Source organism: Microbacterium sp. 1.5R, assembly GCF_007667425.1.
Lineage (GTDB): Bacteria > Actinomycetota > Actinomycetes > Actinomycetales > Microbacteriaceae > Microbacterium.
The window spans coordinates 1955514-1968278 of the sequence record NZ_VDRC01000001.1; the positions used below are offsets into that span (position 1 = coordinate 1955514).

Annotated in this window: 11 protein-coding genes; 7 read left to right on the forward strand and 4 right to left on the reverse strand. The window is 68.8% G+C overall.

Going from position 1 to position 12765, the window contains the following annotated elements:
* The first annotated feature begins 76 nt into the window (after nucleotides 1–76).
* Complete coding sequence (locus FSY98_RS09395) at nucleotides 77–1615, forward strand: MFS transporter (RefSeq protein WP_144876023.1); 1539 nt, start codon at nucleotides 77–79, stop codon at nucleotides 1613–1615.
* Between the two features lie 36 nt (nucleotides 1616–1651).
* On the opposite strand, the gene FSY98_RS09400 is transcribed toward FSY98_RS09395, so the two are convergent.
* Nucleotides 1652–2212 (reverse strand): MarR family winged helix-turn-helix transcriptional regulator, encoded by a 561-nt coding sequence (locus FSY98_RS09400; RefSeq protein ID WP_144876025.1) that lies wholly within the window; start codon nucleotides 2210–2212, stop codon nucleotides 1652–1654.
* Complete coding sequence (locus FSY98_RS09405) at nucleotides 2212–2451, reverse strand: hypothetical protein (RefSeq protein ID WP_144876027.1); 240 nt, start codon at nucleotides 2449–2451, stop codon at nucleotides 2212–2214. Before FSY98_RS09405 ends, FSY98_RS09400 begins: the two co-directional genes overlap by 1 nt.
* A 120-nt stretch (nucleotides 2452–2571) precedes the next feature.
* On the opposite strand from FSY98_RS09405, the gene FSY98_RS09410 reads away from it, so the two are divergent.
* The 6 genes from FSY98_RS09410 to FSY98_RS09435 all read left to right on the forward strand — a co-directional run bounded on the left by FSY98_RS09410 (nucleotide 2572) and on the right by FSY98_RS09435 (nucleotide 5973).
* Complete coding sequence (locus FSY98_RS09410; protein WP_144876029.1) at nucleotides 2572–3024, forward strand: MarR family winged helix-turn-helix transcriptional regulator; 453 nt, start codon at nucleotides 2572–2574, stop codon at nucleotides 3022–3024.
* Nucleotides 3025–3104: 80 nt separating this feature from the next.
* On the forward strand, nucleotides 3105–3428 hold the full coding sequence (locus tag FSY98_RS09415; protein WP_144876031.1) for a hypothetical protein: 324 nt from the start codon (nucleotides 3105–3107) through the stop codon (nucleotides 3426–3428).
* A gap of 2 nt (nucleotides 3429–3430) precedes the next feature.
* On the forward strand, nucleotides 3431–3736 hold the full coding sequence (locus FSY98_RS09420) for a hypothetical protein (protein ID WP_144876033.1): 306 nt from the start codon (nucleotides 3431–3433) through the stop codon (nucleotides 3734–3736).
* Nucleotides 3737–3785: 49 nt separating this feature from the next.
* Nucleotides 3786–5009, forward strand: a complete 1224-nt coding sequence (locus FSY98_RS09425; protein WP_144876034.1) for an MFS transporter — start codon at nucleotides 3786–3788, stop codon at nucleotides 5007–5009.
* A gap of 170 nt (nucleotides 5010–5179) precedes the next feature.
* The gene (locus tag FSY98_RS09430; protein ID WP_144876036.1) at nucleotides 5180–5659 is read left to right on the forward strand and encodes an SRPBCC domain-containing protein; all 480 of its coding nucleotides are present in this window, start codon (nucleotides 5180–5182) and stop codon (nucleotides 5657–5659) included.
* A complete protein-coding gene (locus FSY98_RS09435) occupies nucleotides 5656–5973 on the forward strand; it encodes a helix-turn-helix transcriptional regulator (RefSeq protein ID WP_144876038.1) in 318 nt (105 codons plus the stop codon). Before FSY98_RS09430 ends, FSY98_RS09435 begins: the two co-directional genes overlap by 4 nt.
* A gap of 70 nt (nucleotides 5974–6043) precedes the next feature.
* Here FSY98_RS09435 and FSY98_RS09440 read toward each other — a convergent pair whose 3' ends face one another.
* Both FSY98_RS09440 and FSY98_RS09445 read right to left on the reverse strand, forming a co-directional pair.
* Nucleotides 6044–11833 (reverse strand): GH92 family glycosyl hydrolase, encoded by a 5790-nt coding sequence (locus FSY98_RS09440; protein WP_144876040.1) that lies wholly within the window; start codon nucleotides 11831–11833, stop codon nucleotides 6044–6046.
* Between the two features lie 124 nt (nucleotides 11834–11957).
* Entirely contained in the window at nucleotides 11958–12758 is an 801-nt protein-coding gene (locus FSY98_RS09445) for a DeoR/GlpR family DNA-binding transcription regulator (RefSeq protein WP_144876042.1), read from the reverse strand.
* Nucleotides 12759–12765: the final 7 nt, after the last annotated feature.

Below are 12765 nucleotides of genomic sequence, written 5' to 3' on the forward strand. Positions count from 1 at the left end.
GGAGGCGGCGCTGCCGCCTCCCCGCCGTGCGTTCCCCGTTCATGCACGGGGGACGCGGAGCAGGGAAGAGAGCACCATGTCGGAATCCGTGAAGAGCGAATCGCTGTGGCGGCGGCTGGGCCGTCGTCTCGGCGTCGTCAAGGACGAGGAGCCGCGCCGGCTCACCGTCGATGACGTGACGATCGTCGATCGTCCGATGCTGCGCCGTGCGGTGGCGGGCACCGTCGTCGGCAACCTCATGGAGTGGTACGACATCGGCGTCTACGGCTATCTCGCCGTGATCATCGGCCGCGCGTTCCTCCCCGACGCCTCCGCCGGGGCGCAGTCGCTGTTCTCGCTCGGGGTCTTCGCCGTCACCTTCGTGGCACGCCCGCTCGGCGGCATCGTGCTCGGCCAGCTCGGCGACCGCCTCGGCCGCCAGCGCATCCTCGCGTTCACGCTCATCATGATGGCGGCCGCGACCTTCCTCATCGGTGTACTGCCCGACTTCTCGGTGTGGGGCGTCTGGGCACCCATCCTGCTCATCGTGCTCAAGCTCGCGCAGGGCTTCTCGACCGGCGGCGAGTACGCCGGCGCAACGACCTTCATCACCGAGTACGCACCCGACAAGCGCCGCGGGTTCTATGCATCGCTGCTCGACCTCGGCTCCTATATGGGCTTCGCGATCGGCGCCGCCTTCGTCTCGATCCTGCAGCTCACGCTCTCTGCCGACGTCATGCAGGGCTTCGCCTGGCGGATCCCGTTCCTCGTCGCGCTGCCCCTGGGGCTCATCGCGATCTACTTCCGACTCAAGATCGAAGACACCCCGGCCTTCCAGGAAGCCCAGGACTCGGCGAAGCGCTCCGCGGACGAGGCGCAGGCCTCGGCGGACGCGCCGAAGGGCGTCATCGCATTGATCCGCTCCTACTGGCGTGAGCTGTTGACGGCGTTCGTGCTCGTCGCGGCGGCCAACACGGTCGGCTATGCCCTCACCTCGTACATGCCGACGTACCTCACCGGAACTCTCGGCTACGACGAGGTGCACGGCACCCTGCTGACGCTGCCGGTGCTCGTGGCGATGGCCCTGTGCATCCCGCTCACCGGCCGGCTCTCCGACCGCATCGGCCGCCGCAAGGTGCTCTTCATCGGCTCGGTCTCGGCCATCGTGCTGGCCGTCCCTGCCTTCCTGTTCATGATGCACGGCGAGATCTGGTCGACCGTTCTCGGACTCGTCCTGCTCGCCTTCCCGGTGACGTTCTACGTCGCGAACCTCGCCTCGTCGCTGCCCGCGCTGTTCCCGACCTCGTCGCGATACGGCGGCATGGGCATCTCGTACAACCTCGCGGTCGCCCTGTTCGCGGGTACCGCGCCGGTCGTGATGGAGGCGCTCGTGCAGTGGACCGGGTCGTCGCTCGCGCCGGCCTTCTACGTGATCGGCACCTCGATCGCCGGATTCATCGCGGTCGTCGTGCTGAAGGAATCCGCGCGTCGACCTCTTCCCGGCGCGATGCCGAGTGTGCAGACGCCCGAGGAGGCCGTCGAACTCGTCGAGACGCAGGACGAGAACCCGGACCTCGATCTCGACGAACTCTTCCCCGAGCGCGCCGAGGCGGGGGAGCAGCCCGAGAAGGCCTGAGTCCGCAGCTGCTCGCCCGAGGGGCGAGCGGCTCGGCTACTCTCCCGACGACTCCGACTCCTCATGGGTGCGGATGACGTCGCGGAGCTCCTGGTCGAGGTCGGAAGCCTCTTCGATCGCCGAGGTCATGCCGGCGAGGAAGCGCGTCACGACGGCGCGCTCCTTGTCGCTCATCTCGTCGACCAGGGCGAGCATGCGGCGATGCATGGCGCCGAGCGTCTCCCGCACCTCGTCGTCGCTGCTCACGGTCGGCACGACCACGCCGGCTCGACGGTCGGTGGGGTGCGCCTCGCGACGGACGTGCCCGCCCTTCTCGAGGCGATCGATGAGGGTGGTGGTGGATGCCGTCGAGATGTCGAGCATCCGGGCGATGTCGATGGGGCGCACGATGCGACCGGCACGCTGCTCGCGCAGCAGGAAGCGCAGCGCGACGAGGTCGGTCTCGTTCATCTTCATCGAGACCCGGGTGCGGGCACGCATGGCCGTCTCGGCCGCGCGGTAGCGACGAAGCAGGTTCAAGACATCGACCGTGCTCGCCGAGTCGGCATCGGGGTACCAGTAGCCGGAGCGGCTGAACTCCTCGGGGGACTGGGACATCAGGCCACCTCGCCTTCGTCGGTCATGCGGTCCTGTTCGAGCGAGAGCATCTCGATCGCGCCGGACTCGACCTCGGCGGGCACGATGCTCAACATCCCGCCGGTGATCGCCTCGTTCTCCGCGGTGACGATCTGCTCGAGTCGCCAGTCGGCGACGGTCGGAAACCTCGCGCGCAAGCGCTCGATGACGTCGGAGTACAGGATGTATCCCGCGTCTTCTGGCGTGAATCGCTCTCCCATGGCGTCCTTTCCGACAGGACTCCATCCTCTCATCGGTTTCCGATGCACATCGCATTGCATATCACTAGTCTGCCTGCTTACGAGGTTCTCTTGTAGAATGATTCAGTCAGGGGGTGACGAATGGCTGAGATCACGAACGCGGAAGGCGTGACGACGCGCGAGTTGGTGGAGCGTGTCGACGACCTCCGGCGTGCCGAATCGCAGTTCGCCCGTCGGCTCTCGTCGCGTCGCGCTCCCAACGACACCGACCGCGACGCCATGAGGTTCATCGCGGACGCATCCGGCGATTCCCCCGCGACTCCCGGCGATCTTGCCGCTCACCTCAACGTCAGCACGGCGGCTGTGACCAGCGTTCTGCGCCGGCTGCAGGAGCGCGGACAGATCGTGGTCTCGCCGCACCCTGAGGACGCGAGGTCGAAGGTGCTGCGTCCCTCTCTCCGCGACCTGAACTCCCCGGCTGACGATCTCACGCAGCGGATCGAAGACATCGCGAGCGAGTTCACGCCCGACCAGACCGATGTCGTGTCCCGCTTCCTGCGGCGCCTGACCGAAGAGATCAGCGACCTTTCCTGACTTTCATCTCTTTCGGCTCGCATTTAGCTAGGTAACCTAGTAATCTAAATGTCGAGGGAAAACACGGGATGGGAGACATCATGGGACACCTGACCTACGGGAACTCTGCACTGCCGATCGACGTCGAGGACGAGACTCTGGCGCATGTGCGAGCGGTGACGCTGACCAAGCTGCGGCGGAACGAATCCTTCGCGCTCACGCTGCAGACGTCCGGCGGCGTCGAGACGCTCTGGGTGCAGGCGGCCATTCCGCTGCGCTTCGTCATGGAAGAGGACTCGCCGATCGATCGCGCGCTGCTCGTGAAGATGATGAACGCGGCGAACTCGTCGTCGGGCCTCGACCTCACGCGTGCGGAGTTCGCGGAGATCACGGCTGCGCCGACTCTCCACGCCATGAGCGCCTGACCATGTCGACGCGCATCGGAGTCGCGGCACGCGCCGCGGCAGGAGCACGTTCTCGTGGGGTCGTCACGCCCCGCGGGCTGTGGGTGGAGGTCGAGCCCGGCTTCCACGTCGGCAATGACGGGCTGCAGTACCTGGGGTCGATCACGGTCGTTCCCGGTCGGGGTTTCGAGGCCGCCGGGCCGCGGTCCGAGGTGATCGGGATCTTCTCCGACCTCGACGATGCGAAGGCGGCCGCCGTGTCGGCGTCCATCTCGGCGCCGTCGCTCTCTTCGCCAGGGGAGGCGCCCGCGGGGGCACTTCTGCACTGATCCGAGCCGGGCGTCTTCGGCTGGACGCCGTACGTGTACGATCGTACGCATGACCTCCGCCGAAACGATTCGACGCACCACGCCGGACCGCACCGTTCGCCGTGCCCGCATCGCCGTATCGGCGCTGTTCCTCACCAACGGGGCGCTGTTCGCGAACATCCTGCCTCGGTACCCCGAGATCAAATCCGCGCTCGAGCTCGACAACGTCGGCTACGGGCTCGCGATCGCCGCCTTCCCCGCCGGAGCCATCGCTGCCGGGCTCCTCGCCGCCGAGCTGATCCGTCGCTTCGGCTCGGCACGCATGGCGGTGTTCGGCACGATCGCCACCGGCCTCGGGCTGCTCGCGGCAGCGCTGTCGCCCTCCGGCATCCTCTTCGCCGTCGCTCTGCTGCTCGGTGGCGCATCGGACGCGATCACCGACGTCGCGCAGAACGCCCACGGTCTGCGGGTGCAGCGGCGGTACGGGCGCTCCATCATCAACTCGTTCCACGCCATCTGGTCGATCGGCGCCGTGCTCGGCGGCGGTATGGCGGCGGCGGCGATCGCGCTGCAGCTGCCGATCGGCATCCATCTGGTCATCTCGACCGCCGTCTTCGTGACGGTCGCGCTCGTCGCCCTCGCCTTCTGCCTGCCGGGGCGCGACGAGGAAGCGGATGCCGAGGCGACAACCGATCCCGCCGAGCTCACGACCGCCGTGCGCCGCCGCGTGACTCCGCGCCTCGTGATGATCCTCATCGCGCTGACCCTCATCGCCATGGCCGGTGCGGTCGCCGAGGATGCCGGCAACTCGTGGGCGACGCTGTATCTCTCGGAGTCGCTGGGTGCGGCGGCGGCCGTCGCGCCGCTCGGCTTCATCGCGCTCGTCGGCGCGCAGTTCATCGGGCGGATGCTGGGCGACGGACTCACCGACCGGTTCGGCCAGCGCGCGGTCGCCCGCGTCGGCGGACTGATCGCCGCCGCGGGCATGACCCTCGCACTGCTGTTCCCCAGCGTGCCCGGCACGATCGCCGGATTCGCGGCGGTGGGCTTCGGCATCGCCACGCTCATCCCCGCGGCGATGCACGCGGCTGACGAGTTGCCGGGTCTTCGATCGGGAGCCGGACTCACGATCGTGTCGTGGCTGCTGCGGCTCGGATTCCTCCTCTCCCCGCCGTTCGTGGGATTCCTCGCCGAGACCGAGAGCCTGCGGGTCGGGCTCATCGTCGCCCCGGCGGCGGCTCTCGTCGCGGCGTTGCTGGCCGGGGTGCTCGAGGGGCGGAAGCCCCGGTCGTAGCGACCGAGCGGCGGCGTCCCACCGCTTTTCTCGCTCACCTCACCCGCTCGGCGCCCGCGCGCCGACGCCCCGAGCGCGTCCCGTGGCGTAAGCGGCACAGTGCAATGTCGGGATTGCAGATCGCGAAGCGGTGTGCAATCCTCGAGCTGCACTAGGGCCGAGGAGGCGCCATGACCGAGATCGACGGCGACGCATCGGTGATCGAGCCCGAGCGCTTCACGGTGCGGCGGGCGATTCGCATCGACGCACCGCGGGGGAGCGTGTGGCGCGCCGTCACCGAGGCAGAGCATGTCGCGCGCTGGTTCGGTCGCCCCGCCCTCGAGGGGGCGGGCGTCGGGGCGACGGGGGTCATCGACTTCGGGTCAGACGACATCGTGCCGCTGCGCATCGAGGCGCTCGACGAACCGCGGTCCATCACATACCGCTGGAACAGCGACGACGCGCTCGGGAGTCACCCGGCCGAGATCGACGAGCGCACGTCGACGGTGTTCACCTTCACGCTCGACGAGGTCGAAGGCGGCACACTGCTGACGGTCGTCGAGAGCGGTTTCGAGCGCACATCCGACCCCGCGGCGAACATGGAATCGCATCGGTGGGGTTGGGACGAGAAGACCGACGTGCTCGTCACTCTGCTGGAATCCGCGCAATGAGCGAGTCGGCGTTGATGCCCGTGCTCGCAGCCCTCGCCGATGAGACGAGATGGAGCATCCTCGGCGAGCTGGGAAGAACGGATGCCTCGGCATCCGCGCTCGCCCAGCGGATCCCGGTGACCCGCCAGGCCATCGCCAGACACCTCGTCGTCTTGCGGGAGGTCGGGCTGGTCGAGTCGGTGCGCGTGGGGCGCGAGGTGCGGTTCCGCGCCGTCGGCGCTGAGCTCGCCGCGACGGCACGCCGCCTCGACGAGATCGGTCGCGACTGGGACCGGCGACTCCCGGCGATCAAGGACATCGCCGAATCGCTCTGACGTCGCCGATCGAGGAGCGCAGAGGGGCCCGCAGGAGAACCCGCGGGCCCCTCTGTTGCCGCGCGGAGGATCAGTCCTCAGCGTGCACAGCGCGTCGGCGGACGACCAGTCCGGTGCCGGCGATGAGGGCGAGGATGCCGAGCATCCACAGCAGCGTCGCCTCACCCCCGGTCACGGCGAGGGCGTCGTCCGATGCGGCATCCGTCCCGGGTCCCGCGGTGTCGCTCGCGTCGCCGCCCGAGCCCGCACCCGTTCCGGGGTCGGTCGGGTCCGTACCCGGGTTAGTCGGCTCCGTACCCGGGTTAGTCGGCTCCGTGCCGGGGTCGGTCGGGTCCGTTCCGGGGTCGGTGCCGGGGTCGGTCGGGTCCGTGCCGGGGTCGGTCGGGTCCGTGCCGGGGTCGGTCGGGTCCGTCGGGTCCGTGCCGGGGTCGGTCGGGTCCGTTCCGGGGTCGGTCGGGTCCGTCGGGTCCGTGCCGGGGTCGGTCGGGTCCGTTCCGGGGTCCGTCGGGTCCGTGCCGGGGTCGGTCGGGTCCGTCGGGCCCGTACCAGGGTCGGTCGGATCGGCCGCGGGGACCACGGTCACCGCGCTCGACGCCGTCGCGGTGGTGCCGAACTCGTCGGTCACCGTGTACTCGATCGTGTAGGCGCCTGCGGCGGGGCCCACCATCCGCGCCGTCGCACTCGCCTTCACGAGTTCGGCGGTGATGCGGTCGGTGATGTCGACGCCGTTGGCATCCGTCGCCGTGACCCCGGCGAGCTCGTCGAACTCCTCGCCCTCGACCACGGTGCGGGTGGGCGGCACGCCGCCGAACGTCGGCGCGACCGCCGTGACGATGACGGTCCGCTCGGCCATGGCCTCGTTCCCTGCCAGGTCGGCGACCCGGTAGGTGAGCGTGTACCGGCCGGGGGCGGTGACGTCGACGACGCCTGACACGGTGATCGCCGAGGTCCTGTCTCCGTCGACCTCGTCGGTCGCGGTCACGCCGGCGAGCGGGTCGAACGGCTGTCCCTGGGCGACCTCGACCTCGACTCCGGGCTCGAACCCGGAGAACTGCGGGGCCTCGCCGTCGTCGACGGTGCGGGTGAGCGTGACCTCGTCGATGACGGTGCGATCCATCGTCTGGTAGGTCGTGAGGGTGAGCGATTCCGGCGTCACATCGACGTCGGTGTACTGCGGCTGGTTCGACTGATCCTTGATCGCGGCCTCCGGGGAGGACGCGTCGAGGCCGTAGAACTTGCTTCCGCTCGAGGAGTTACCGGTGACGTAGAGGACCTGCCCCTCCTCGGCCGCGAGCGTCACACCCGACTCCTCCTGGGCGGCGCGGTCGCCGACCGGAGTCGTGCCGTCCATGAGGTAACTCCGCGTGTAGATGTGGTCGTGGCCGGCGAGCACGAGGTCGACGCCCAGCTCGCTGAACACCGGAGCGAGGGCCGCTCGGCGCTCGATGACGTCCTGCTCCACGGAGTGGAACGCCGCGGAGTACAGCGAGTGATGCATGACCACGACGATCCAGTTCGCCTCGCCGCCCTGTTCTGCGACCACGTCGCGGAGGAATGCCGCGTGATCCTCCTCGTCCGCGCTGCGCGCGTTCGTGTTGAGGTTCAGGTAGAGGACTCCGTTGTACGTGTACCAGTAGTCGCCGCCCGCGCGTCCCGCCGTGCTCTCGTACCCGTGGGTCTCGGAGCGGTTCGGCGTGAAGAAGTGCGAGTTGAACTGGTCGGACTGGTTGTCGTGGTTGCCGATGGTCGCCTGGAAGGGCAGCTGCTTCAGCAGCTCGGGGGCGATCAGCGATCCGTACTCGTCTTCCGACCGGTGCGTCTCGATCTGATCACCACCGCTGACGATCATCGATGCGTCCTTCTCGAACTGGTCGATCTGGTCGAGCGACGCGGCCCAGCGGTCGCGGTCGTTCTGCCAGCTGCCGGACGCGCCGATCTGGGCGTCCGTCAGGTAGACGAAGCTGTACGACTCGTCGAATGTGCCGGTCCACAGCTCGTAGGAGCGCGACCACCCCATCTCGGCGTTGCCGACCCGGTACAGGTACGAGGTCTCCGGCTGCAGGCCGTCGATCACCACCTGGTTCGAGAAGCGGCCGTCGCGGGCCTGCGCGGTCGTCGCGTCGATCACGCGCGCGTCGGATGCGGGGAACTCCGCGCCGGTGCGAGCGGATGCCGGGGCGACCTGCACCTGGGCGGGCACCTCACGATCGGTGTAGAAGGTGAGGTTGCGCTGCGTCTCGTCGGCTCCGACGTGCAGCAGCACGTCGGAGAGAGCCGCCGGGGCTCCCGTCGCGGCGATCGTCAGGGACTTCAGCTGCATGAACACGTCCGAGCTGCCGGCGTTGGTGTTGTGCACCTGCACGGCGAGGGTGTTCGTGCCCGCCTGCAGCACGGACGCGGGCACGGTGAACGCGCCGCTGAGAGGCGCTGCGCCGTTGCCGCCGGCGTAGACCATGTTGCCGGTCGCCTCATCGACGCGCTCATCGGCGAAACCGCCGACCAGCTGACCGTTGACGTAGACGCGCGCGGCGTCGTCGTAGGCGAGCTCGCCGTTCAGCTGCGTGATCTGCGCGAGGTCGTCGGCGTCGAGGTCGAACGTCGTGCGGAAGAAGAACGTCTCGATATTCGTCGAGCCGCCCGCCTTGTACTGGGTCACGAGGGTCGTCGGCGTGTAGCCGCCGCCCAGGTCCGCGATAGCGCCGCTCTTGGCGCCGAAGCCGCCGGTGCCGGTCTTCCACGACGAGTCGTCGTAGTCCGCGGCGGTCCAGTCGGTCTTCGCCGCGAGGCCGGCGGCGAGGTCGTCCTCGGTGTCATGGAAGCGCCACGTGGTCGCAGCGTCGACCACGGCGGTGCCATCGATCTCGGTCGGCGCCTTGATCGTGGCCGCGGTCGGCTCCTGGGCGGCGGGTCGCGTCGGCAGACCCGGCCCGGGGGCGGCGGTGTCGAGCGGTCGCAGGGCGACGTCGAACACGTGCATGATCCCCTTGTTCACATCGTCGGGCAGGGTGACGCTGCGCACCGTCTTCGTGGTGTCGAGCGGCACGACGGCCGTGGCGAACAGGGTGGGCTTGGCGGTGTCGGATCCGCCGCTCAGCGTGTTGCGCTTCGTGAGCGGCACCAGACGGTGGTTGCCCGCCTCGGTGTTCCCCGAGGTCCAGTCCGTGAACCGCACGTCGACCTTCTTCGTCGTGCCGTCGGAGTACGTGACGAAGGCGGTGCCGCGCGACGGTCCGTTGGTCGCGAGACCGAGGAAGGAGATGCCGGATGCCGCGACGTCGCCGAACGCGAGCTCCTGCCCGTTCGGGATCCAGTGGTCCGCCTGACCGGCGGCCGTGTCGGGCCAGGTGAACTCGACACCGGTGTCGCCGAGCGGGATCCTGCTCCCACCCGTCACTCCGGCCGCGGCGAGGTCTTCACGCGAGAGGCCGATGCCTCCGGCATCCAGTCCGCCCATGTTCACCGCGCCGTCCGAGGTGATGCCGACGGAGTTGCGGGCGTCCCCGCCCTCGGTGAACGACGGCGGTACGTCGCCGGCATCCGTTCCCCAGCTGCCGGGCGCCGCCGACATCTCGAAGTCGAGCGTGCCGCCGGTGCGCGCGAACTCGGCGGGCAGCCACGAGGCGGTCTGCGCCGTGCCGTTCACCGACAGGCCGGTCGTGTAGCGGCGGTCGTCGCCGGCGCCGGGGGCGTCGATCGTGATGCGCCGGTCGGAGCCGATCGAGGTGATCTCGATGTGCTCGAACATGGGGGCCGAGACCAGCAGATCCGCAGTGCCCCAGATCGCGGGCATGAGGCCGATGTTGGCCCACACGTACCAGGCGCTGAACGAGCCCAGGTCGTCGTTGCCGGCGAGGCCGTCGGATGCTGTCGTGAACAGCTCGTCGGCGGCGCGGTACAGCGTCTCGGTCGTCTTGTGGGGAGCCTGCAGCCAGTTGTAGACCCAGGGGAGGCCGAAGCTCGGCTGATTCGCGATGTACGCGGCGTCGCTGAATGCGCCGGCATCGAGGTCGCGCAGGATGCGGTCGAGCTGCGTGGTCGCGGCATCCACTCCGCCGCGGGCCTCGATGAGCTCGGCCATGTTGTGCGAGACGTTGAAGCCGTACTGGTAGCCGGTCGATTGCTCGAACTGCGCGCCCTGCGTGGTGAGCGAGGTGTTCAGGAAGCCGTTACGATTGCGGGCGTCGATATGCCCGGTCGTGGTGTTGAAGACGTTCTTCCAGTTCTGGGACCGGGTCGAGAACCGCTCGTAGGCGGCCGTGTCGCCGAGGCGCTGCGCGAGCTGGGCGATCGCGAAGTCATTGGTCGCGTACTCCAGGGTGCGCGACGTCGCGGCTCCCTGCTTGTCGCCGTCGACCCAGCCGTGGATCCCGTACATCACGCCGTCGGACCGGCCGGTGTTCGTCATCGGAAGCGTCTGCGTCTCGATCATCGTCTCGAGTGCGGAGGCGCGGTCGTAGTCCGTCGAACCGAAGTCGTCTGTCGCCGCGACGATGTTCTGCAGCGAGTCGCCGCTCATCTTCGTCTGGATGCGGTTGTAGGTCGGCCAGCTGGTCCATCTGCCCGACTGCGAGACCATGTCGACGATCGACTGGTTGATGTCGCTCGCACGCTCGGGGTAGAGCAGCGCGACGAGCTGGGACTGGCCGCGATAGCTGTCCCAGCCCGAGAAGTTCACGTAGAAGTCGCGACCGGGCTCGACCTGGTGCAGCGCACCGTCGTAGCCGGTGTAGGTGCCGTCGACGTCCTGGAACGTGTTCGGGTGCAGCAGCGAATGGTACAGCGAGGTGTAGAAGGTGATGCGGTCCCGGTCGGTGCCGCCGGTCGCGTCGATCGAGCCGAGGGCCTCCTCCCACGTCGCACGTGCCTGTGCCCGGGTCTGGTCGAAGTCGAGGGCAGCGGCCTCGGCCGTGGCGTTCGCCCTGGCTCCCTCGACCGAGACGTAGCTCAGTCCGATCTTCGCGGTGACGTCGGCGCCGTCGGCGAACGTCAGGTAGGCGCCGGCGCCGTGCTTCGCGGCCGCATCGGCCGAGGTGCCGCCGGCCTGCACTCCTGCCGGGGTCCACGTGCCATAGGAATCGACGGGCTGGTCGAAGGTCGCCGAGAAGTAGGCGGTGTACTGCGAGCCGCCGTTGCAGACGATGTTGGCCGTGACCGAGCCGGACAGCTCGCCGGTCGCCGGGTCGTAGGAGATGTCTGAGGCGTGCACCTGGTTGTTCGAGCCGCCTGCTTCGAACAGCAGGGTGGCGTCGCCGTTCTCGTCGAACGAATACCGGCTGACGGCGGTGCGGGTGGTGCTCGTGAGTTCGGCCTGCACGCCCTCGAGGTCCACCGAGTAGTACCCGGGCTCGGCATCCTCTGCGGCATGCGTGAAGTCGAGGAAGTAGTCGCCGATCGACGATGCGGGGTTCGAGGGCAGCGTGCCGTCGACGAGAGCGCCCGTGAACGGGATGACGGGGAAGTCGAAGCCGCCGTAGTTGGAACGGCATCCGGTGCCCGACAGTCGGGTCATGCCGAATCCGCGGATCTGATCGGCGTCGTACTCGTAGCCGCCGTACTGCTGGCCGTTGCCGCTCTCGAACGTCGTCGGGCTCGACTGCACCATGCCGAAGGGAACCGTGGCGCCGGGGTAGGTGTTGCCGTAATGGTCGTTGCCACGGGTGTTGTTCGCGTCGTTCATCTGGGTGCCGATGAACTGGTCGACGGCGTCGAACGCGGTGAGGGTCGAGACCTCTTCGGCGGCCTGGGCCGCGGGAGTCACGAGCAGGGAGGAGGCGGAGAGCGCCGTGATCACGCCGAGGGCGACACCCGCTCTCCGTCGCCTGCGAGGGTGGTCGAGATGGTCGTGCGCACGCGAAGACACGCGTTACCTCCGAAGGGGGTGGGGGATGAGAAGCGGGTGAGTGACACCGCTGTCATACGACGCTAGGGAGGTGGATCGTCCTGGCGGCCAACGCGAGGTGAACGGAGGGTGACGGTACCCGCGGCTACTCCGAGATCGGAGTGCGGACGAGCGAGACGCCCTGCTCCTCGATGGCGGATGCCGTGGCGTCGCCGAGTCCGGCATCCGTGATGATCATGTCGAGATCGGGCAGGTCGAACACGCGGTAGCGGCCGAACGTGCCGTACTTCGAGCTGCCGGCGACGAGCACCGACTCGGTCGCGCTCTCGAGTGCCGCGGTCTTCGGGGCGATCTTCGACTCGGTCGGCGTCGTCACCCCGCGACGGAGGTCCCACGACGACGACGACAGGAACGCGATGTCGATCGACAGCTCGTGCAGGGTGAGGGCCGCGAGGCGGCCCGTCGTCGACTGGTTGGCCTTCTCGACTCGGCCGCCGATCGCGATGAGGTCGGCGGTGGGGTGGTCGAGGAAAGCCGTGACGATGGCGAGATCGTTGGTCACCACGGTGAGGTCGCCGACCGCCTCGAGGTGCGGCCGCATCGCCTGGATCGTCGTGCCGGCGTCGAGGTAGATCGTCATCGACTCGGAGACGAGGGATGCCGCGTGCCTGGCCATCCCGTCCTTCTCCACGACGTCCTGCCGCGCCTTCTCGAACCGCGACGGCTCGGCGACCAGGCGCGACGCGATCTTCGCTCCGCCCGGGGTCGCGAGCACGCGGCCCGACTCTTCGAGCGCCGCGATGTCACGCCGGATCGTCATGTGGCTGACGCCGATGAGCTCGGTCAGCTGCCGGTAGCTGAGCACACCCTCGCGCTTCAGGTGCCGGACGATGAGCTCGCGCCGCTGCTCCGGGATCAGCGGGGTGGAGGCGGCGGGCTTGGTCATGACGTCG

What these genes read in the sequence shown, in the direction of transcription:
- FSY98_RS09400 (WP_144876025.1), bottom strand. Translation starts at nt 2,212, where the DNA reads ATGTCCCAGTCCCCCGAGGAGTTCAGCCGCTCCGGCTACTGGTACCCC.
- FSY98_RS09410 (WP_144876029.1), top strand. Translation starts at nt 2,572, where the DNA reads ATGGCTGAGATCACGAACGCGGAAGGCGTGACGACGCGCGAGTTGGTG.
- FSY98_RS09430 (WP_144876036.1), top strand. Translation starts at nt 5,180, where the DNA reads ATGACCGAGATCGACGGCGACGCATCGGTGATCGAGCCCGAGCGCTTC.
- FSY98_RS09425 (WP_144876034.1), top strand. Translation starts at nt 3,786, where the DNA reads ATGACCTCCGCCGAAACGATTCGACGCACCACGCCGGACCGCACCGTT.
- FSY98_RS09395 (WP_144876023.1), top strand. Translation starts at nt 77, where the DNA reads ATGTCGGAATCCGTGAAGAGCGAATCGCTGTGGCGGCGGCTGGGCCGT.
- FSY98_RS09435 (WP_144876038.1), top strand. Translation starts at nt 5,656, where the DNA reads ATGAGCGAGTCGGCGTTGATGCCCGTGCTCGCAGCCCTCGCCGATGAG.
- FSY98_RS09405 (WP_144876027.1), bottom strand. Translation starts at nt 2,451, where the DNA reads ATGGGAGAGCGATTCACGCCAGAAGACGCGGGATACATCCTGTACTCC.
- FSY98_RS09420 (WP_144876033.1), top strand. Translation starts at nt 3,431, where the DNA reads ATGTCGACGCGCATCGGAGTCGCGGCACGCGCCGCGGCAGGAGCACGT.
- FSY98_RS09415 (WP_144876031.1), top strand. Translation starts at nt 3,105, where the DNA reads ATGGGACACCTGACCTACGGGAACTCTGCACTGCCGATCGACGTCGAG.
- FSY98_RS09445 (WP_144876042.1), bottom strand. Translation starts at nt 12,758, where the DNA reads ATGACCAAGCCCGCCGCCTCCACCCCGCTGATCCCGGAGCAGCGGCGC.